This is a genomic window from Clostridium nigeriense, assembly GCF_050585265.1.
GTDB classification, from domain to species: domain Bacteria; phylum Bacillota; class Clostridia; order Clostridiales; family Clostridiaceae; genus Clostridium; species Clostridium nigeriense_B.
In genome coordinates this window covers 164,594-187,341 of the sequence record NZ_JBNOOE010000005.1, presented here as the reverse complement: position 1 = coordinate 187,341, position 22,748 = coordinate 164,594, and the positions used below count along the sequence as shown (strand labels likewise).

Sequence of the window (22,748 nt, the reverse complement as noted above, 5' to 3'; positions counted from 1 at the left end):
ATTTCACGAATGTACACTTAGATTATCAACTAAATAAATTTAGAATCTATACGGGGGGAACGTAATGAAAAGAAATAAGTTGAAAACAATTATATCAATTTCTATGGTATTAGTATTGAGCTTAACATCATTAATTAGTTGTAGCAATACAAACAAAGATTCTGGGTCAGGCTCAGAATCAATTTTAGATTCAGTTGTTAGTGTAGAAACAGCATTAACTAATGCTAAGCTTGAAGGTGAAAAGGCTGATGTTGAAGGAACTGTATTAAGTACAATGGTATCATTTACTCCAGCTCCAGCAGGGCACGGAAATCCATTAGTTAATGGTGGGCCAGACTGGTCAACAGAGCCTTTAATATATGATTATTTATGTGATTATAGTTCACAGCCTGAAAAAACATTTAAACCATCATTATTAGAAAGTTATAATTTTGAAAATAAAATTTTAACTTTGAAACTAAAAGAAGATCTTAAATGGAGTGATGGTAGTCCTATAACAGCAGATGATTTAATGACTACTATATTTATTGATATGACAGTAAATAATATTGCATATTATGCAGAATCTGTAACTAAGGTAGATGAGTTAACAGTAGAGGTTAAATATATTAAGGATTCAGCTTTATTGCTTGATTATATACTAAAAACAGCTTTAAAATATCCAGAATCTGAATATGGAGAATTTGCAAAGGGATATCAAAAAGAGTTTGAAAACAGTAGAGAGTTTGATGAAAACGGAAATTATAAATTTACTGAGCAAGGAGACTTGAATGTAGCTGAAGTAACTACTCAAATTAACAATTATTTGCCAGATATATTAAGTATAAAGTGTTCAGGTGCATACGTACCTAAAGTTATTACTTCAGCAGAAACTATATTTGAACAAAACCCATATTATAGAATTCCACTTTATATAGAAAAAATTAGAGGTATTAGACCAACAAGTACAGAGTCTACAGCATTAGCAATATCAAATGGAGATTATGATGCAGAAGGAATGGGATTATCACCAGATTTAGCTCAAAAAGTAGCAGAAAATAATTCAGATACAATAAGACAAATGGTAGTTCCAGAATTTAGCTCATTAGGCTTCACAATGAATACTAAAAAGTATCCAACTAATGATTTAAATGTTAGAAAAGCAATAGCATATATAATTGATACAGCTCAAATAGCTCCAGTATCAGAACCAGGAATGGTAAAAGGTGATGAATATGGTCTAGGATTACCACCTTCAATAAGAGATAAGTACTTAGATAAAGATTTTCTAAATACATTAGAGAATTATGATATCAATCTAGAAAAAGCTACAGAGTATCTTGAGGCAGCAGGATGGACTAAAAAAGGAAATCAATGGGTTGATGCTAATGGTCAAAGTCCAGAAATTATAGTTGCTGGTGTTGGTGAATATCCAGCATATGTTGTAATGGGAGAAGCAGCAGCAAATATGATGAAAGATTTCGGATTAAATGCAGTATTTACACCAAAAGAAGCAGCAGCATATAACGACTATGCAACATCTGGTGAAGGACATATGGTTATAGATGGATTTGCAACAGTAACAAGCACTCAACATCCATTCGAAGCTTATAATGGAGTTTGGTGGTATGGTAAGAGAGGGATGAATTTAGAATTCCCTGAAAAAGGAAAATTAGTTTGGAAAAATGAAGAAACTGGGGAAGACTTTAACTATTCAGATAAATTAACAGAATTATTTGATGCTTCAACAGATGAGGAAATAACAGCTCTTACAAAAGAATTTGCTCAATTCTATAATGATAATGTATGGTTTATTCCTGTAACTGAAAAATATTATGTATTTAGAATTCATAATCCAAAACTTTCAATGGCAGAATCACCAACAGGAGAACAATTAAGTGATTTCTATTGGTCTGGAACAACTAGCGCTATTTTAGGAAAGATGATAAGAGGAGAAGAATTATATTATATTAAGTAATTAGAAAATTAAACAATATATTATAGGGCTGTTATTTAACGGCCCTTATTAATAATAAGAGGTGATTAAAATGAAAAAGTTAGCTACTTGCATTGTAACCATGTTAGCTGCATTACTATTAATTTTCTTTGTCATACAAGCTATGCCAGGTGATCCAGTAGAGACATTAGCACAGGATTATATAAGAACAGGTCAATTAACATATGACCAAGCTTATAATAAAGCAAAATTAGCATTAAATTATGATCCAGATGAACCAATATTAGAAAGATTTATTTCATATGTTAAGGGAATTGCTACTGGAAATTTAGGGCAATCAATGTCATTTAAGGATTCAGTATCAAAGATAGTTTTAGGAGCATTACCATGGACTTTATTAGTTTGTTCTATATCATTGCTCTTATCATTTAGTGTAGGTGTAATTTTAGGTATATATGTTGCATGGAAGAGAAGTAAGATTTTTGATGGAATAGTAACTGGATATCAAGCAGTATTGGGATCTATACCAGATTATATAGTTGCTTATCTTTTAGTTTTAATTTTTTCACTTACTCTTGGTTTATTTCCATCAAAAGGAGCATATAGTTCATCTATAACTCCTGGCTTTAATTTGAAGTTTATAATGAATGTATTAAGTCATGCTTCTCTACCAATACTTGCATATTTTTTAACTACATTAGCAGGATGGATAATGGGAATGAAGGCAAACTGTTTATCAGTTTTAGGAGAAGATTATATAAATTATGCTAAGGCAAGAGGAATATCTAACAAGCGTATAATATTTAGCTATTTAGGTAGAAATGCAATGCTACCAATGGTAACAAGTGTTGCAATTTCATTTGGTATGATGTTTGGAGGATCTCCGCTAATAGAAAATTTATTTGTTTATCCAGGGGTTGGATACTATTTAACTACAGCTATTTCGAGAAGAGATTATACACTTATGCAAGGTATGTTCTTAATGATAATAGTTATGGTATTACTATCAGGACTTTTTGCAGAGTTCTTAAATACTAGGTTAAATCCAAGGTTAAGGGAGAAATAGATTATGAGTAGTTCACTAAGTTTAAATAATAAAACAAAAGTTTTTGAAAAGGAAGGATCATTTTTAACCTCATTAAAAGAGTTTTTTCAAGTAATTTGGAGAAATAAAATGGCTAGAGTAGGATTTTTAATATTAGTTTTCTTTTTACTATTAGCTACATTTGGGCCTATGATAGTTAAAGATCCAGCTTCTAATTATTTGGATAGGTTAAAGGCGCCTTCATCAGCTCATTTATTAGGTACAGATTATGCAGGAAGAGATATATTAGCCTTGTTTATTAATGGATCAAGATCAGTTTTATTGGTGGCGTTTTATGCGGCTTTATTTTCTATATTATTTGCATGTGGAATAGGTATTACAGCTGGGTTACTTGGGGGTAAGATTGATGAAATATTGATGTTAGTAACAAATATAGTTTTAACAATGCCTACTTTACCAGTAACAATGGTTTTATCTATGGTTATTAATGTAAGTAATGATGTTTTATTTGGTTTAGTATTAAGTTTATGGTCTTGGGCAGGTCTTGCAAAAGCTATAAGATCTCAAGTTCTTGTGATTAGAAATAAAGATTTCATTGAAGCTAGTAGGGTAATGGGAATTAGTACAATGAATATTATATTAAAAGATGTAGTACCAAATTTAACTTCTTTTATAGCTATTAACTTCATCTCTATAATGAAAGGGGCCATAATGACATCAGTTTCTTTAATGGTTTTGGGATTAGTTCCATTTCAAGGTAGTCACTGGGGAATGATGATACAAATGGCAATGTCACAATCAGCAGTTTTATATGGAGGTTTTGGACCAATAGTGTATTTTATGACACCGATAATGGGAATCGTATTATTCCAATTAGGATGCTACTTCTTTGCAAATGGTTTAGATGAAGCTATGAATCCAAGACTACGCAAATAGGAGGATATATTATGAAACCATTAATTGAAGTTAAAAATCTTACAATAGAATTCTTTTTAAAGAATGGAAATCTAAAGGCATGTGATAATGTTTCATTTACAATATATAAAAATGAAGTAATAGGAATAATAGGGGAAAGTGGTAGTGGTAAATCTACTCTTGCTTCCGGGATATTAAATCTTGTGCAATCGCCTGGAAAGATTACATCAGGGGAAGTTTATTACTATGATGATGAAGAAAATAAAATTAATTTATTAGATTTAAATGTTAATGAGTTTAATGAATATAGATGGAAAGAAATAGCTACGGTATTCCAAGCTGCACAAAATGCATTAAACCCAGTATTAAGAATAAAAGAACATTTTATAGAAACAGTATTAGCTCATGATCCAGACACTCCAATGGAAAAAATAATAAAGAAGGCAGAGGAAGTATTAAAATATGTAAGGTTAGATACTAATGTATTAGAGTATTATCCACACCAATTAAGTGGTGGTATGAAGCAAAGAGTACTAATTGCATTGAGTCTAATACTAGATCCAAAAGTGATTTTATTAGATGAGCCCACAACAGCCTTAGATGTTATAACACAATGGTATATATTAGACCTTTTAAAAGATATCCATGAAAGATTAGGTGTGACATTAATATTCTTAACTCATGATATTTCTGTTATATCAGGAGTTATAGATAGAATTGCTGTTATGTATGCTGGAGAATTAGTTGAATATGGAGAAGTTACTGAAGTGTTTAGAGAGCCATCACATCCATATACTAAGGGATTATTGAATGCTATTCCAACATTAAATGATGATGTTACACAGCGTAAGGCTATACCAGGAAATCCGCCAAATCTTACTCAAGATTTTAAGGTGTGTAAGTTCTCTCCAAGATGCAGTATTTTCTTAGAAGGAAATTGTGAAGCTGATAGGGAGAAAACTAAAGTAATGTATAAAATAAATGATGAGAAATGTACTAGATGTTATACACTAGCAGAACGCCTTGAAATAGTAGGAAAGGAAGGTGCATAAAATGAGTTTATTAAAAATAGAAAACTTAGATATCGAATTTGATAATAGAGTAAATAAAAAACAAAAAGTTAAGGTTTTATCTGATATAAACTTAGAAGTTGAAGAGGGAGAAATAGTTGCTGTAGTTGGAGAAAGTGGTTGTGGTAAGACTACTCTAGGAAAGCTTATAGTTGGAATCCATAAGCAAACAAAAGGGAAAATTTTATATAAGGGAAAGGAGATTAGTAAATTAAAAAAAGCTGAGTTTAAAGAATATAGATTAGGGGTTCAAATGGTTCATCAAGATTCATTTGCAGCATTAAATCCTAATAGAACAATATTTCAATCCTTATCAATGCCCTTATTGCAACATAAAATTGCTAAGAATAAACAAGAGGCAGAAGAAATATTAAAGGAGTATTTTGCAGAAGTAGGATTGGTTCCACAAGAGCAGTTCTTATATAAGTACCCCCATCAATTAAGTGGTGGACAAAGACAAAGAATTCTTTTAGCAAGAGCATTATCTGTTAAACCAAAACTAATAGTGGCTGATGAACCAGTATCAATGGTTGATGTATCTTTAAGAATTTCTCTTATAGATTTAATGACAAAGATGAATAAGAAATATAATATATCCTTTGTTTATATAACTCATGATTTAGCTACTGCTAGGTATATAGCTAAAAATGGTAGATTAGTAGTAATGTATCTTGGTAGAATTATTGAATTAAATAATATATATGATGCTATAGATAATCCTAAGCACCCATATTTCCATGCACTATTAGCAGCTGTACCTCAAAGTGTAGGAAAAAGAGCAGATGGAGGATCAAAAGAGTTACCATTAAGAACTTTGGATATGCCAAGTATAATAAATCCACCATCAGGATGTAAGTTCCATACTAGATGTCCTTATTATACTGAAAAATGTGAAAAAGAAGAGCCGAATTTGGTTGAGTATAAAGGGGGATATGTAGCATGTCATCATGTAGAGAGAATAGGTCAAGAAGTATTAAAAAGAAAAGTAATATAGATTTAAATTCAATACTTACTTTTATAAAATTTATTCAATCAATATCATTTGGTATGCTTGGAATTTCAGTGCTAGGGTTCATATTAGTAGGAAAAGATCCAGCAGCACAGGTTCTCTATGTAATGGTGATAGTTGTTAATTTGTTTATAATATTTGGAGGAATGATACCAATAAGGTATTTAAACAATAGGAACAAATAATCAATTAATTTATTATGTTTAGAAAATGGAGGTATTTAATGGAGAATGAAAAAAATGCTCTTGAACTTGCTTTACATCTTTTTAGAATAGGAGAACTTATAAAAGACATGGATGATAAGATTTTAAATGAAAAAGATGAGGAGTTAAAGAGAATTTATATAAATGAAAGAGAAGATATGTATAGTAATCAAATTGACATGATTCATAGATTGAGAGATTTAACTATATAATATAGAAAAAAGATGATGTAACTTATATACTATAATTTAAGTTACATCATCTTTTTTATTTTTATGAAATTATATATACTATTATGTGGATAATTTATTATAATTTACTTCTGTTAAATTTGAAATGATTATATTAATTTGGTTATGGTTTGGAGTGGAATAACTAAATATAAGCAAAATTATATATAAGTACAGTACTATTTAACTATGAATGGTAATGTTAACACCATTGAAGTTCCTTTTCCTTCAATACTAAATATCTCTAGGCCATAATTTTCACCATAGTTAAGCTTTAATCTTCTATTGATATTTCTCAAAGCAACACCATTAAAATTATTATTTTTATCATTTATATAGTTATTTAAATCCTTTAGTATTTCTTCAGAAATTCCAATTCCATTGTCAGATATAGTTAATAAAAGATTATTATCAACTTTTACACCTTGAATTATTATTTTACCGTCTCCACTACATTCACTTAGACCATGATAAATTGCATTTTCAATTAAAGGTTGAATAATCATTTTTATTATTTCACAGTCTAATAATTCTTCAGGAATCATATTTTCAATATTGAATAATTGATCAAATCTTATTTTTTGTAGATATATATAATTATCTATAATTTTAATTTCTTCTTTTAAGGTTACAGTATTAATCCTACGATTCATGCTATATCTAATTATTGCACCAAAATATTCTGCCATAATTGATGTCTCCATATCATCATTTATCTCAGCCATCATATGGATAGACTCTAAAGTATTATATATGAAGTGAGGATTTATTTGATTTTGTAATTGTCGAAGTTCTAATTCTTTTTGCTCAATTTGAGTCTTATAGTTAATGTTAATTAAATAATTTATATGACTTTTCATTTTATTATAAGATTTTACTAATACACCTATTTCATCATTTTTATCGTAAAATATTTCTTTATTTAGATTTTCTTCTAAGTTATTAGATTTCATATTTCTAGATAATAGTTCAATAGGGGTAAATATTCTTTTCGTTAAGAAGTAGTAAAGAATAATAGATACAACTAAGAAAAATATTAAATTTATAATAAAGATCATAATATATAAAGTGTTTAACATAAATGCTTCATATTTAGGTATAGTATTTATAAGTATCCAATTACAAGCTGGTATATAGTTATAAGTTACTATATAATTAGTATCACTATGCATATATTCAATACTAGGAATAGGATTAGTAGTAATAAGATAATCATGTTGGTAAATACTATTTAGCAATGGATTTTTTTTAGTTTCAGTTATTAGCTCACCAGTTGAATCATAGATTGAAAGAACTTGATTGTTAAAGGCTATACTATTATTTAACAAACTTAAAAAATTATCTAAAGGTATTGTAACCATTAATAAACCTGACATTTGATTTGTACTAATATCTATAATTTTTCTAGTTACTACCAATAAATTTTCGTCGTTAGATGAAGGATTTTCAAATATACTATTAGGATTAATATTACTAAAAATAGAAGTAGAATTATCAGATTCTATACTTTTTATAAACCATTCAGATAATGTAGGATTTATTAATTTATCATTAGGGCTATTTCTGGTAGTAAAAACCCCACGTCCCTTTAAGTCATAAATGTATGACCCGTTAATTGAATCGTTTTGAATTAGTATCATTTCACAAAGATATTTTAAAAAATTATAATTATCTATATTATAGTTTTCATTTGTTTTTAATATATCATGTAATCTATCTATTTCGGGTATAAGAAGTGGATATTTAGATATATCTAAAATATTATTAATTTTTTCAGTTATTTGCTGACTTAAACTAGTATTGGAGTTTTTAATAAGCTTTTCTGTTTTATTAAATTCAGACTTTGAATAATAATATAAATTTAATGTAGTCAATAAGAAAAAAATTAAATAAATTATTGTAAATATATAGATGGTTAATTTTTTTATAGATAAGTATTTATTAAAAATTTTCATACATCCTCCAATAATAAATAGTTATATTCAAAAAATTTTAAATATAAACTTATTTAATTATGTAAACATTTAATATATAATATTAATATATATTAAATATTAGAAATTTTCAATATTAGGGAGAACATATGAGGATATTGATAGTTGATGACGACAAAATAATTAGAATGGGATTAACTAAAATATTAAAAAGGTTATTTGATCAGCATGAGGTGGTCTCAGATTTCCAAAATGGATTAATAGCATTAGAATATTTAAAAGAAAATAAGATAGATTTGGTTATTACAGATATAAAAATGCCAATAATGACAGGAACACAGTTAATAGAAAATGCTATTAGGGAATTAGAAAAACCTCCTATATTTATAGTATTAAGTGGATATGATGAATTTACATATGTTAGGGATACTATGAAATCAGGTGCATTTAATTATTTATTAAAACCTATTAACCAAGATGAACTTAAAATAGTAATAGAAGAGGCAGAACTTAAAATAAGAGAAAATAGTAAAAAAGAAAAAATATTAAATAAATCAATAGATATTTTAAAAAAGGATTTCTTTAAAAATCTATTATTTGCGAATGTAGATACAAGTAATAGGGCTAATAAATTATTATTTGAAAATATACAATTAAATGAGAATTATATTTATAAGATGATAATTGTAGATAGAGATAAAAATAATGATAGGTCATTAGTAAGTAATTTTATAAAAGTTATACTTGAAAGGTTTAAAAGTATTGAATATTTATCATTTAATTTTGAGGATAGCATATATATTATATTTTATTTAGATTCTAGTAAAAATAATTATATAGATAGGTTAAATGAATACATAGAAGAAAATGTAGATATATTTATTAAAAATAATAACAATGTGTATATAATTCAAGAGATAGATAAAGTATGGAAACTTAAGGAACAATCTAAGAAATTTAGAAAAATAAAAAATACGATATCATCTAATAGTAAAGTTAGAAAATATTTGCTGAATTTAGAAGATGATTTATCAATAAGTGATAAAAGTGAAAGTAAAAAAACAAATTTAATAGCAATAAAATTGGCCAAGCAGTACATAATTGATAATTTTAATAAGAATATAACTCTTAAAGAAGTAGCTGATAAAGTATTTTTGAGTCAAAATTATTTGTCAGAATTATTTAAGAAAGAAACAGGAGAAGGTTTTTATGATTTTTTATCAAGATATAGAGTAAATATTGCTAAAGATTTATTAACAAAAACTAATTTAAAGGTATATGAAGTGGCTGAAAATGTTGGATATAGTGATTCAATAACATTTGGAAGAGCATTTAAGAAGATAACAGGTGAAACACCAAATAGCTTTAGAAATTGCAATAAATAAGTTAAGCAAATATTTTATTATATGAAAGAGGTATATTTATGAGAAAGAATACTAAAATAAAGGCTTTTGTTGCTTTGGGTATTTTTGGAATTTGCACTACAGCAGTATTATTGAATCAGATTGCTAAGGATGATAATATAATAATTGATGAAGATGGTATTATAAATAAGGAATTAGAAGGAACAATAAGCTTTGTAAGTAATAGAACAGATAAAAGCGAAGAATTAAATTTACTAATAGAAGAATTTGAAGAGCTACATCCTAAGGTAAATATAAATTTAGAATTAATTGGAGATCCGGAAGAAATACTTCAAAGAAAAGCAACCGTTGAAGATTTACCAGATGTAACATTAGTTCCATCATCGATAAAAACAAGTGAATATGATAAATACTTTTTAAAATTAGATGATTTAGGATTTAATAGTAATAATATTTATAATTATGGTCTTGGTTTAGATGATAAGGGAGAAGTTTATGGATTAATGACATCTATAAATTGGAATGGAATAATTTACAATAAAAAAGTTTTTAATGAATTAAATATTGATGCCTATCCTAAAACAAAAGAAGAATTTTTGAAGTTATGTGAAATAATAAAAGAAAAAGGAATAACACCAATTATAATAAACTATAGAGATTCATGGAGAATTAAGCCTTGGGTAGAAATAGTACCATATATATTTGATGAAGACTTAGAAGATAAGGTTATTAAAGATGACGTTGATATATTAGGTGAGAAAAGTGGAATGTTTATGTCATTAGAGTTTGTAAGAAGTATTGTACAAAATGGATATTGTGAAGAGGATTTATTAAACTATCAATGGAATGAAACTAAAAATGATATGAAAGATGGAAAAATTGCTATGTTATTTTTAAGCTCTGATTTTAAATATCAGTTAAATGATATAGGAATGGATATGAATGATATAGGAATGTTTCCATTTCCAGGGAGTAGTACTATAAAGATTTTTGGAGATTATAAAATGGCAATATCAAAAAATACTAAATATCCAGATGTAGCAAAAGAGTTTTTAAAGTTTCTATTTGAAGAAAGTAGGTATGCAAATGCAGTGAATATAGTATCTCCATTAAAAGATAGTGAGGGAAATAAAGAATTTTTCACAGAAATAGAAGGTTTCAATATTCCTATTATAACCTTTGATGGTGAAGTAGAATCCCAATATAAGGATAAGGAAAATGTACATTTCAAATATGATACTTTAAGAAGAACAGTTAACTTAGATTATTCTTTTATACAAAAGTATGTTATATCAGATAATAAAGAACAAATAATTGATGAAATGAATAGAAAGTGGAATGAGTATAAAAACAAATTAGTAGACTAATTTTAAGATTTTAAGATAAATTTTACAAATATTAATATGAATTATAGACAAGATATTTTTATGTAGATATACTGAAATCAAATCCTAGAAAACGTTTAAAAGGGGGAGCTTAAATGAATAATTATATAGTGTTTGATATAGGAGGATCATCGGTAAAATGGTCTGTGATTAATAATATAGGTGGTATATTAATTAGTGGGAAAATAGGTATATCTGAAACAATAGAAGAATTTTTTTATGAATTATCTAATAAGGTGAATGAGCTAAAGTATAAATACAATCTAGAAGGTATTGCATTAAGTGCACCAGGTGCAGTAGATAATGAAGCAGGAATTATTGGAGGAATGAGTGCGTTACCTTATATACATGGTCCAAATTTTAAAGAAGTATTAAATAAAATGACAAGCCTACCAGTTGAAATAGAAAATGACGCAAATTGTGCGGCATTAGGTGAATGTTGGATTGGAGCAGCTAAGAATGAAAATGATTGTGCTTTTGTTGTTTGCGGAACAGGAATAGGTGGGGCATTAGTAAAAGATAAAAAAATACATTCAGGTGTTCATAAACATGGAGGTGAATTTGGATATTGCTTAGTGGATATAGATGTTTATAATCAAAAATATTTATCATGGAGTAGTGCTGGTTCAACTTTTGCGGTAACAAAGTTTATTGCAGATAGAAAGGGAATAAGTATGGATAACTTTAATGGAATAAAAGCCTTTGAGTTATATGATAATGGTGATGAAATAGCAATAGAAGAAGTAAATAGATTTTTCAGGTATATGGCTATAGGTATATATAATATTCAATATACCTATGATCCAGAGGTTATAATTTTAGGTGGTGCTATTTGTGAAAGAGATGGATTCTTAGAGGAAGTAAATAAGAAAATAGATGAAATTAAGAATTCTAATTCAGATGCTACAATAAGACCAGTAGTTAGGATTTGTAAGTATGGAAATGATGCAAATAAATTAGGAGCTTTATATAACTTTTTACAAAAACAAAATTTAATATAAGTACAAAGCCTAATGGAAATAAACAGTAAAATAATTAAGAAATATTTTTAATATATAGCTTAGATAGAAGGTGTATAAGTAGATAATTTGATTTACTTATACACCTTTTAAATTATATTAATTTAAGGGAGTCTAAAAGATTTATACGAATATATACTTAAATCAAGAAAATATATACAAAAATAAAGTTTATATTAATATAAGATTGAGTTTTGAGTTTTATAATTGTAAAGTATAAAATAAGAAATTTCAATGTAAACATTTTAATAGGTTTTGTGAAATTTCGAATGAGAATTTTATTATTTAATGGAGGAGAAGTTATGGGCAATATATCATTACATGGAAAGTGGCAAGTGGAGTTAAAAGAAAATGCAGATGAAAAAATTTATGATATAGTTTTACCATCTACAACAGAAGAAAATAAAATTGGTAAAAAAAATGAGAATAAAGAATTAGGATATTTAACTAGAAGATATTTATATAATGGAACTGCTATATATAGAAAATTTATAAATATAACTGAAGAATTCTCAGAAAAAGATTTAGAGCTATTTATGGAGAGAACTAAACCATCAAAGGTATATATTGATGGGATATTTATTGGGGAAAATAATAATACTATTGTTCCTCAAAAGTATATAATAAGCCAATTATCTGTTGGGGAACATATATTAGAGGTTCATGTTAATAATGATCTATTTAATAATGAATATATACCAAAAGAAGTGATAGATTCACATCAATTTACTGATAATACTCAAACTAATTGGAATGGTATTTTAGGAGAAATATATATAAGGACTTTAAATAAAGTATATATTGAGGAAGTAGTTTTAATAAATAATCATAACGAGAAAACAGTAGAAGTTGAAATGAAAATTAATAATGATTATAAGGAATATCAAAATATCGATATTTTAGTAAATTTAAATGATGATAATAATGTTATGGGAGAGAAGAAATATAAAATTGAAGTTGAATCTGGAAAAAATGTTTTTAAATTAATTTATGATATAAATGATGATATTAGGCAATGGGATGAATTTAACCATAATATATATGATATTGAAGTAAAAGTGAAGTGCCATGGGAAGATAATAGATAAGGTTAAGAAAGCTATAGGGTTTTGTGATTTTAAGAGTATTAATGGAAGTTTTATTATAAATGGAATTAAAGGTAATTTGAGAGGGAAACATGATGCTTGTGTTTTTCCTATAACAGGATATGCACCTATGAATGTAGAAGAATGGTGTTCAGTATTTAAAAAAGCTAAAAGATATGGAATAAATCACTATAGGTTTCACACATGGTGTCCTCCAGAAGCTGCCTTTACAGCTGCTGATATTGTTGGAGTATATATACAGCCAGAACTTGGATTTTTTGCAACTAGACTTTATGACATGGAGGATGATGAATGCGATTCAAAAGTTCTAAATTATATAAAAAATGAAGGTGAAAATATATTAAGAGAGTATGGAAACCATCCATCTTTTATAATGTTTGCAATTGGAAATGAGCTTCATGGAAAAAATAAAGCATTTGAAGATATAATTAGACACTTTAAAAAAGTTAGGAGAGATATATTATATACACAAGGTTCTAACAACAGATTTTATGATCCAGAGGTAACTGTTGAAGACGACTTTTTTGTAACTACTACAACAAAACCAGGGGTTAGTATAAGAGGATCTATGTCTCACGCTGATAAACCTCTTGGGCATATTCAAACAGAGAAGGCTACTAGCACTGAAATAACTTATGAAAATGAATTACTAGATATAAATATTCCAGTAATAAGTCATGAGATAGGACAATATCAAATGTATCCAGATTACAGTGAAATAGATAAGTACACTGGAGTTGTTAGTCCAGAGAATTTAAAGGTATTTAAGAAGAGATTAGAAGAAAAAAAATTAGGCCATTTAGCAGATAAGTTTTTTAAAGCATCTGGTGCATTAGCAACTTTATGTTATAAGGAGGAAATTGAGGCTGCAGAAAGAACTAAGAATTTGAGTGGATATCAATTACTTGATATACAAGACTTTCCGGGACAGGGAACTGCATTAGTTGGAATATTGAATGCATTTATGGAGTCTAAGGGAATTATATCAGAAGAGGAATGGAGAAGTTTCTGTAATGATACAGTATTGCTAGCTAAATTTGATAAATACTCATGGACGAAAGATGAAATATTTAAATGTGATGTTCTTTTGTATAATTACGGAGAAAAAGATTTTGTTAATGATGAAATATTAGTAAGCTTAATTTCAGATGGTAAAATTATTGATTCTAAAACAGTAAATATTACATCTGCAAAAAGAGGGAATTTATATGAACTTGGGAGTGTTGAGTTTAATTTAGATAAGATAAAAACATCTTCAAAAGTAAACTTAAGGCTTAGTTTAAATGAGTATAGCAATATCTATCCGCTATGGGTATATGGTAGTGATAAAGAATATGATAATGGAGAAGTGAATATAATTGAGGTAGATAAAACTAATATAAATGATATAAAATTACAAATAAATAGTGGAAAAAAATCTCTTATCATAGCGCCAAATATTAATAAAGAAAAAAGTGTAGATGGATTTTTTGCATCAGATTTTTGGTGTTATCCAATGTTTGCAGGTATATGTGAATCTCTTAATAAAGAAAAGGCCCCTGGAACACTAGGAATATTATGTGATGATAATCATCCATGTTTTAATAACTTTCCTACAGAGTATCATTCTAATTGGCAATGGTGGCCGATTGTATACTACTCTCGCCCAATGATCTTAGATAGTTCAATAATAATTAATGAACCATTAGTAAGAGTTATTGATAATTTTGATAGAAATAATAGCTTAGGAATATTATTTGAATGTAAAGTTGCTAATTCTAAGGTAATGGTTTGTTCAAGTGATATAATGAATAATTTAGATTATCCAGAGGTAAAGCAATATTTAATTAGTATATTAGATTATATGAATAGCGATAACTTTAACCCTAATGAAGTTCTAGATATAGATGAGATATGTAATTTTATAAAATAGAAATTTTATTAACTAAATTATATTTAATTGATAACTTATTTATAGTATTAAAATTTAATAAACAGTTAATATGAATTATATACAAATAATAAGCAAGTAATATTAAAATATAGCAAGTAAACATTATCATTGTATAATAGAAATATATATTTTATTAAATATAGTTTAATAATTATTATAATCAAAGGAGAGAGAATAATGAGTAATAAGTATACATTTCCAGAAGGATTTTGGTGGGGATCGGCAACATCAGGGCCACAGTGTGAAGGAACATTTAATAAGCCACATAAAAGTGTATTTGATTATTGGTATGAAGTAGAGCCAGAAGCCTTTTTTGATAAAGTTGGACCAGAAGTAACATCAAATTTTTATAATAGTTATAAAGAAGATTTAGCTATGTTAAAAGAAATTGGACTAAATAGTTTTAGAACATCTATTCAATGGACAAGACTTATAAAAGATTTAGAAACTGGTGAGCCAGACGAAGATGGAGTAAGATTTTATAATGATGTTATAGATGAAACAATAAAAAATGGAATGATTCCTGTAATGAACTTACATCACTTTGATTTACCAGTTGAATTATATAATAAATATGGTGGATGGGAATCAAAACATGTAGTAGAGTTATTTGTTAAATTTGCTGAAACTGCATTTAAGTTATTTTCAGATAGAGTAAAATATTGGACAACTTTTAATGAACCTATGGTAGTTGTTGAAGGACAATATTTATATCAATTCCATTATCCAAAAGTAGTAGATGGAAGGAAAGCAGTTCAAGTGTTATATAATATAAATTTAGCATCAGCAAAAGCAATTAAAAAGTTTAGAGAGCTTGAATGTGAGAAGGATGGAGGAAAAATTGGTATAGTTCTTAATTTAACTCCAGCATATCCAAGAAGTAATAGTGAAGAGGACTTAAGGGCATCTAAAATAGCAGATACTATGTTTAACTATTCATTCTTAGACCCAGCAGTAAAGGGAGAATTTCCAAGTCTTTTAGTGGATCTTTTAAATAAAGATGGAGTATTATGGAAGTCTACAGAAGAAGAGCTTAAGATAATAAAAGAAAATAGAATTGACTTTTTAGGTGTTAATTATTATCAACCAAGAAGAGTTAAAGTTAAAGAGTATGAGTTTGATGAATCAAAAGGTTGGATGCCAGAAAAGTACTTTGATTACTATGATATGCCTAATAAGAGAATGAATCCATATAGGGGATGGGAGATTTATCCTCAAAGTATGTATGATATAGCTATAAATATAAGAGATAACTATAACAATATTCCATGGTATATTTCTGAAAATGGAATGGGTGTTGAAGGTGAAGAAAAATATAAAAATGAAGATGGATCAATTCAGGATGATTATAGAATTGAGTTCTTAGAAGAACATTTACAATATCTGCATAAAGGAATAGAAGAGGGATCAAATTGTTTTGGATATCACTCTTGGACTCCAATAGACTGTTGGTCTTGGAGTAATGCATATAAAAATAGGTATGGATATATTGCATTAGACTTAGACACTCAAAAGAAAACAATAAAAAAATCAGGAAGGTGGATTAAAGAAGTATCAAAAAATAACGGATTTTAATGTTGATTTTATGTGGAGGAAAAGATATGGATTTTTTTATAACTGAAGAAATGATAAGGAATTCCTTAGTTAGTAGAGGCTGTGTGACAGCACTTGCTAAAGTTTTTGAAAAAACTAAAAGAGGAGAAGACATAACAATAGCTTTTTTAGGAGGATCTATAACTCAAGGATTTAATTCAACAAAACAAGAAAATTGTTATGTAAGCAAAACCTATTTATGGTTCAAAAATACATTTAGTAATATTAATGTAAGTTGTATTAATGCAGGGGTTGGGGCAACTGGTTCAATAATAGGAGTTCATAGAGTTGAAAAAGAAGTTTTATCATATAATCCAGATATTTTATTTATTGATTTTGCTGTAAACGATAAAAAGACTATTTATGACAAAGTAGCATATGAAAGTTTGGTAAGAAGAGTATTATCACTAGACAATCCTCCAGCAATAATAGAAATATTTATGAGCAACTTTGATGGGAGTAATGTGCAAGAACAACAAATCCAAATAGGAAGAAAATATAATATTCCTATGATTAGCTTTAGAGACGCTATTCATTATGAAATATCAAAAGGAAGTTTAAAGTGGGGGGATGTAGCAACGGATGAGGTTCATCCTAATGATTATGGTCACTTCATAATATCTGAGTTATTAATTGATTTTATGAAGAATATCTATAATAACTTAGAAGATATAGAAGATGAAAAAACTAAGCTTGGAGATGTAGTTTTTGGAGATAAATATATAAATGGAATTATAAAGAATAATAAAAACTTAAAAGTTATAGAAAATATAGGCTTTAATGAAGATTTAGAAGGTTTTCAAGTATTTCATGATGGATGGAAATTTGATTCGGAAAAAGAAGATAAAACATCTTTAGAAGTAGAAATTAGAGGAAAAAATATATTTTTATTATATAAAAAATCAATTAAAGAAACAGCTGGTAAAATACAGGTTATAGTAGATGAAAATAAGCCAATTATAATAGATACATTTTTTGAAAATGGATGGGGAGATTATTCGGCAACAGAATTATTATTAGAGGAAGAAAAATTAGATAGTCATAGAATTCAAATAAGTGTAATTAATGAAAATAAAATATCCCAAATATCAATATTGGGTTTTTTAGTATCTTAGGAGTAGATGGTTTATGGAGTTAAAAGAATTTGATATAGATAAATATATATTAATAGAGGCAGATAATAAAAATTATCAGTATATGGGGAGAATTGATTTTAATAACCCAAAAGCACCAACTATTATTTATGCTGGAAGTAATATAAGGGTTAGATTTACAGGAAGAAGCTTAAAAATAGTAATTAAAAACTATCATAATCATTATGAAAATGCTATTGGATATATTATCGATGATAGGATAGAAGGGAAAGTAGTAATTAAGGAACATAATAAAGCTATAGTTATAGATATTATTGAAGGATTAGAAAATAAGGTACATGATTTAGTCTTATATAAGAGATCAGATTCAGCTCATTATTTTGATTTCTATGGAATTATATTAGATAAAGAATGTTATGTTAAATCACCTATAGAAAATAGCAATAGAAGAATTGAGTGCTTCGGTGATTCAGTTTCAGCAGGGGAAGTTTCTGAAGCTTTAGAATACGTTGGAAAGGTTGACCCTGAAGGACATGAAGGTATTTATTCTAATTCATGGTATTCATACTCAATGATTACAGCAAGAAAGTTAGGAGCAGAAATTAATAATAATGCTCAAGGTGGGATTGCAGTAATGAATGGATCAGGATATTTTAATCCAGATAGAGGTTATTTAGGAGTAGAGTTTACCTATGATAAATTAAGATATAACCCAGAGTTAGGATACTGCAATAAGTGGGATTTTTCTAAATATATCCCACATGTAGTAATTATGGCATTAGGACAAAATGATGCTCATCCTGATAATTATATAGATGAAGACAAAAATAAAAGAGAAATGTGGAAATCTAAATATATTGATATAATAAAAGATTTAAGAAATAAATATCCTAATGCATTATTTTTAGTTATAACAACTATTTTATGTCATAGTAAAGGTTGGGATGATGCTCTTGATGAAATGGTAGAAACTTTAAATGATGAAAGAATAGTTAGATTTAAGTTTAAAAGAAACGGATCTGGAACTCCAGGTCATATAAGAATACCTGAAGCTGAAGAAATGGCTAGTGAACTTACTAGTTTTATAGAGAGTTTTGGTGAGGATATTTGGAAATAAAATTTGATTTAAAATAGACTAAATGATAAGGTTGGAGGTTAATTATGGACAAAGTAAAAATTTTCGCAGATAAATTGAGCAATATGCCTTGGCAAGATAAACCGGAGGGATTTGATGGAGTAATATGGAGGCATGAAGGAAATCCTATTATAAATTGGAACCCTACAAAGAAAACAGCAAGAATATTTAATAGTGCAGTATTACCATATGAAGATGGATTTATTGGCATTTTTAGAGCAGATCATAAAAATGGCAAACCACAATTACATGTAGGTAGAAGTAAAGATGGACTAGATTGGGATATTGAGGATAAAGAAATACATTGGAAAGATGAAGAGGGAAATGATTATCAACCATATTATTCTTATGATCCAAGACTAGTTAAAATAGAAGGTACTTATTATATTGTTTGGTGTACTGATTTTGGAGGAGCTGCTCTTGGTATTGGTACAACAAAGGACTTCAAAGAGTTTGTTAGACTTGAAAACCCATTTATTCCATTTAACAGAAACGGAGTGTTATTTCCAAGAAAAATTAATGGAAAATATATACTTTTAAGTAGACCAAGTGATAGTGGACATACTCCTTTTGGAGATATTTTTATAAGTGAAAGTCCAGATCTAGTACATTGGGGAAGACATAGAAAAGTCATGAGCAAAGGTGGTTCAGGATGGTGGCAAGGAACTAAAATCGGTGGAGGTGCAACTCCTATAGAAACATCAGAAGGATGGTTAATCTTCTATCATGGTGTATCCGGAACTTGTAATGGATTTGTATATAGTATGGGAGCTGCAATATTAGATAAAGAAAATCCATCAAAAGTATTATACAGAACAAGAGATTATTTATTAACACCAGAAAAAGATTATGAAACAACAGGATTTGTTCCAAATGTTGCATTCCCTTGTGCAACATTACATGATTCAGAAACTGGGAGAATAGCGATTTATTATGGTGCAGCTGATACTTATGTAGCAGTAGCATATACACAGATAGATGAATTAGTTAAGTATATAAAAGAAAACTCAGAATTAGTATACGGAGATGAAATAGAACTTAAATAGTAGGAATTCTACCTAAAAATCTGAATAGGTTTTTAGGTAGAAAAAATTTATATTACTTACTTGCCACTATCACCATAGTTTGATAGAACTCTTGCGCTAGGGTCATTTACATTACAGCCTTCCCAAGATTTATTTGGCATCCAGAAGTCTACAATCATTTCAGCTTGATTTGAATAATATTTTTCAAATATTTCTCTATATAATAGTGACTCCTTTGTAAATGGCTTTGAGTGATAACTATATTTTTCACATAGATTTTCAAATTCTTCATCAGAGTACTTTGATGAAGAATATTCTTTTATATAATCTACCATTGAATGGCCTACAGCATCACTAAAGGCTGCTTTTTCACGATATAAGATATTAAGAGGAAGATAATCACCTTCAAATGCACGTCTTAATAAGTATTTTCCCATATTATATTTATTTAACTTCTTCTCTGGATCGATTGACATAACATATTTTACAAAATCTAAGTCTCCAAAAGGAACTCTCGCTTCTAAGGAATTTGAACTTATACAACGATCTGCACGAAGTACGTCATACATGAATAATTCTCTAATTCTTTTCTGAGATTCTCTTTGGAACTCTTCTGAATTTGGAGCAAAATCTGTATATTTATATCCGAAAAGCTCATCAGAAATTTCGCCAGTTAAAAGTACTTTTACATCTGAAACTTCGTGTATCTTTTTGCAAAGTAAATACATTCCAATGCTTGCCCTTATTGTTGTAATATCATAGGTTCCAAGAATTTTAATAACTTTATCTAAGGATTCAATAACTTCGTCTTTAGTCATGTATAAAGCAGTATGATCACTATTTATATAATCAGCAACTTCATTTGCATATCTTAAATCAATAGCATCTTCAGTCATACCTATGCAGAATGTTTTAATTTGCTTATTAGGATATAACTTTCTAGCTATAGCACATACTAAGGAACTATCTAAACCACCGCTTAATAAGAAGCCTATAGGTGCATCTGAATCCATACGTTTTTCTATAGCAGTTACTAATTTATCATGAATTTGTTTGAAAATAACTTCTAAGTCATCTTTTAAGTATTCACCTTTTACTTCACTGATGTCACAATAACATGTAAATTCACCATTATCATAATAATGCCCTGGTGGAAATGGCATAATTTTATCAGTTAAACCAACTAGATTTTTTGCTTCACTTGCAAATATAATATTATCTGATTTAGAGTAACCATAAAATAGAGGACGAATTCCAATTGGATCCCTAGCAGCAATATAACTATCCTTTTCCCCATCATAAATAATAGTTGCAAATTCTGCATCTAATTTTGAAAACATATCTAATCCATATTCGTAATACATAGGAAGTAAAACTTCACAATCACTATCAGAAATAAAATTATAACCTTTTTTTATTAGGCCTTTTTTTATTTCACGGAAACCATAAATTTCACCATTACATATTGCAGCATCTTTATTATTTGTAAATGGCTGCATTCCACTATTACTTAAATCCATAATAGAAAGTCTTTGAAAGCCAAAAATACCAGATGGTAAATTAAGAATTTTAGTCATATCTGGGCCTCTGGATTTAGTTCTCTTTAGCGACCCTTCAAATTTTTCACAAGTAATATCTGTTCCAGTATAACACATAATTGTACACATAAAAGTAAGCCCCCTTTTAGATATAAAAATAGCATCAATTCATCTTAATAATAGGACGAATTGATGCTTATCCGCGGTGCCACCTAATTTACCATAATTGGTCACTTCCCAGCAATTACTGGTATCCAAATAACGCATGGAATACGTCGCCCCTACTTTACATTAGCCTGTAAAAATAACAGTTGTTTTGTATTTCAGTTTGAAGCTACGGAGTGTTATTCAAAAAAATCCTGCCGCTAGGTTTACACTATCTCCAGCTCACTGTTGGTGGTTATTATTCCTACTTCTCTCCATCATTGCTTTTCAATTAATTGTTTTAATTCTAAATTATGGGAAATGCTTTGTCAATATATTTTTATATAAAATACTATAAAAATAGCACGTTATAAATTGTATGGGTACAATTGACTTGATTTCTACTAAGTTGTAAAATTTATTATAAGTTTTATAAATACAAGGGGGAATTACTTTGAATAATCAAATAAGGTTTAAAAAACTAATTCAAACAGCATTATTAGCAGCATTATGTTTTGTATCATTTACTTATTTACAAATAAAAATTCCACTACCAAGTGGAGATGCAAGTTCAATTCATATTGGAAATGCATTTTGTGTTTTAGCTGCACTATTACTTGGAGGATGGTATGGGGGATTAGCAGGCGCAATAGGTATGACAATTGCAGATTTACTTGATCCAGTATATATAACTGTAGCGCCTAAGACATTTATTTTAAAATTATGTATTGGATTGATTACAGGATTAATTGCGCATAAAATTGCTAAGATAAGTGAAAGCAATGATAAAAAATATATTTTTAGATGGAGCATTATTGCATCTATTGGAGGATTAGCTTTTAATGTTGTGGCAGATCCTGTTGTAGGGTTCTTTTATAAGCAATATTTGTTAGGACAGCCTCAGGATGCAGCTGTTATTTTGGCTAAATTAAGTGCCTTTACTACATTTATAAATGCAGTAGTTTCTACAATATTAGTAGTAATTATTTATAATTCAATAAGACCAATATTAAAGAAAGCGGGATTATTATTACCAGTAGGGAAAAGTAATACAGAGAGTCCGGTTTAACT

General features: G+C 28.1%; 18 protein-coding genes and 1 other annotated feature. Of the genes, 16 read left to right on the top strand and 2 right to left on the bottom strand.

The features are described 5' to 3' along the window. Window positions 1-64 precede the first annotated feature (64 nt). From ACQPVP_RS06785 to ACQPVP_RS06755, 7 genes are all read left to right on the top strand, one after another. Window positions 65-1,957, top strand: a complete 1,893-nt coding sequence (locus ACQPVP_RS06785) for an ABC transporter substrate-binding protein (protein ID WP_430848418.1) — start codon at window positions 65-67, stop codon at window positions 1,955-1,957. A 70-nt stretch (window positions 1,958-2,027) separates the two neighbouring features. Beyond that, entirely contained in the window at window positions 2,028-3,002 is a 975-nt protein-coding gene (locus tag ACQPVP_RS06780; protein ID WP_430848416.1) for an ABC transporter permease, read from the top strand. Window positions 3,003-3,005: 3 nt separating this feature from the next. Then, the gene (locus ACQPVP_RS06775) at window positions 3,006-3,917 is read left to right on the top strand and encodes an ABC transporter permease (protein ID WP_430848414.1); all 912 of its coding nucleotides are present in this window, start codon (window positions 3,006-3,008) and stop codon (window positions 3,915-3,917) included. Between the two features lie 11 nt (window positions 3,918-3,928). Continuing rightward, the gene (locus tag ACQPVP_RS06770) at window positions 3,929-4,948 is read left to right on the top strand and encodes an ABC transporter ATP-binding protein (RefSeq protein ID WP_430848412.1); all 1,020 of its coding nucleotides are present in this window, start codon (window positions 3,929-3,931) and stop codon (window positions 4,946-4,948) included. A gap of 1 nt (window position 4,949) precedes the next feature. Next, window positions 4,950-5,960 (top strand): ABC transporter ATP-binding protein, encoded by a 1,011-nt coding sequence (locus ACQPVP_RS06765; RefSeq protein ID WP_430848410.1) that lies wholly within the window; start codon window positions 4,950-4,952, stop codon window positions 5,958-5,960. After that, a complete protein-coding gene (locus tag ACQPVP_RS06760; RefSeq protein WP_430848408.1) occupies window positions 5,906-6,160 on the top strand; it encodes a hypothetical protein in 255 nt (84 codons plus the stop codon). The genes ACQPVP_RS06765 and ACQPVP_RS06760 overlap by 55 nt, the downstream gene beginning before the upstream one ends. 38 nt (window positions 6,161-6,198) lie before the next feature. Continuing rightward, the gene (locus ACQPVP_RS06755) at window positions 6,199-6,390 is read left to right on the top strand and encodes a hypothetical protein (RefSeq protein ID WP_430848406.1); all 192 of its coding nucleotides are present in this window, start codon (window positions 6,199-6,201) and stop codon (window positions 6,388-6,390) included. A 197-nt stretch (window positions 6,391-6,587) separates the two neighbouring features. Here the strand turns inward: ACQPVP_RS06755 and ACQPVP_RS06750 are convergent, their stop codons facing one another. Further along, on the bottom strand, window positions 6,588-8,363 hold the full coding sequence (locus ACQPVP_RS06750; protein WP_430848404.1) for a sensor histidine kinase: 1,776 nt from the start codon (window positions 8,361-8,363) through the stop codon (window positions 6,588-6,590). 128 nt (window positions 8,364-8,491) lie between these two features. On the opposite strand from ACQPVP_RS06750, the gene ACQPVP_RS06745 reads away from it, so the two are divergent. From ACQPVP_RS06745 to ACQPVP_RS06710, 8 genes are all read left to right on the top strand, one after another. Beyond that, a complete protein-coding gene (locus tag ACQPVP_RS06745; RefSeq protein WP_430848402.1) occupies window positions 8,492-9,727 on the top strand; it encodes a response regulator transcription factor in 1,236 nt (411 codons plus the stop codon). 38 nt (window positions 9,728-9,765) lie between these two features. Beyond that, window positions 9,766-11,073: an ABC transporter substrate-binding protein gene (locus ACQPVP_RS06740; RefSeq protein ID WP_430848401.1), complete on the top strand. Its 1,308-nt coding sequence runs from the start codon at window positions 9,766-9,768 to the stop codon at window positions 11,071-11,073. 113 nt (window positions 11,074-11,186) lie between these two features. Further along, window positions 11,187-12,092 carry an ROK family protein gene (locus tag ACQPVP_RS06735; protein WP_430848399.1) on the top strand — a complete coding sequence of 302 codons (906 nt, stop codon included), beginning with the start codon at window positions 11,187-11,189 and terminating at the stop codon, window positions 12,090-12,092. A gap of 320 nt (window positions 12,093-12,412) precedes the next feature. Further along, window positions 12,413-15,127, top strand: a complete 2,715-nt coding sequence (locus tag ACQPVP_RS06730; RefSeq protein ID WP_430848397.1) for a glycoside hydrolase family 2 — start codon at window positions 12,413-12,415, stop codon at window positions 15,125-15,127. Window positions 15,128-15,325: 198 nt separating this feature from the next. Next, window positions 15,326-16,723, top strand: coding sequence for a glycoside hydrolase family 1 protein (locus tag ACQPVP_RS06725; protein ID WP_430848395.1), 1,398 nt, complete (start codon window positions 15,326-15,328; stop codon window positions 16,721-16,723). A 26-nt stretch (window positions 16,724-16,749) separates the two neighbouring features. Continuing rightward, window positions 16,750-17,856 carry an SGNH/GDSL hydrolase family protein gene (locus ACQPVP_RS06720; protein WP_430848393.1) on the top strand — a complete coding sequence of 369 codons (1,107 nt, stop codon included), beginning with the start codon at window positions 16,750-16,752 and terminating at the stop codon, window positions 17,854-17,856. Between the two features lie 13 nt (window positions 17,857-17,869). Next, window positions 17,870-18,952 (top strand): electron transporter RnfD, encoded by a 1,083-nt coding sequence (locus tag ACQPVP_RS06715; protein WP_430848391.1) that lies wholly within the window; start codon window positions 17,870-17,872, stop codon window positions 18,950-18,952. A gap of 44 nt (window positions 18,953-18,996) precedes the next feature. Continuing rightward, a complete protein-coding gene (locus ACQPVP_RS06710) occupies window positions 18,997-20,016 on the top strand; it encodes a glycoside hydrolase family 130 protein (protein WP_430848389.1) in 1,020 nt (339 codons plus the stop codon). 56 nt (window positions 20,017-20,072) lie between these two features. Here ACQPVP_RS06710 and asnB read toward each other — a convergent pair whose 3' ends face one another. Further along, a complete protein-coding gene (gene asnB, locus ACQPVP_RS06705; RefSeq protein ID WP_430848387.1) occupies window positions 20,073-21,662 on the bottom strand; it encodes an asparagine synthase B in 1,590 nt (529 codons plus the stop codon). A gap of 48 nt (window positions 21,663-21,710) precedes the next feature. Continuing rightward, window positions 21,711-21,968 (bottom strand) — a binding site (T-box leader). A gap of 163 nt (window positions 21,969-22,131) precedes the next feature. On the opposite strand from asnB, the gene ACQPVP_RS06700 reads away from it, so the two are divergent. After that, window positions 22,132-22,746 (top strand): ECF transporter S component, encoded by a 615-nt coding sequence (locus tag ACQPVP_RS06700; protein ID WP_430848385.1) that lies wholly within the window; start codon window positions 22,132-22,134, stop codon window positions 22,744-22,746. The last annotated feature ends 2 nt before the right edge of the window (window positions 22,747-22,748 follow it).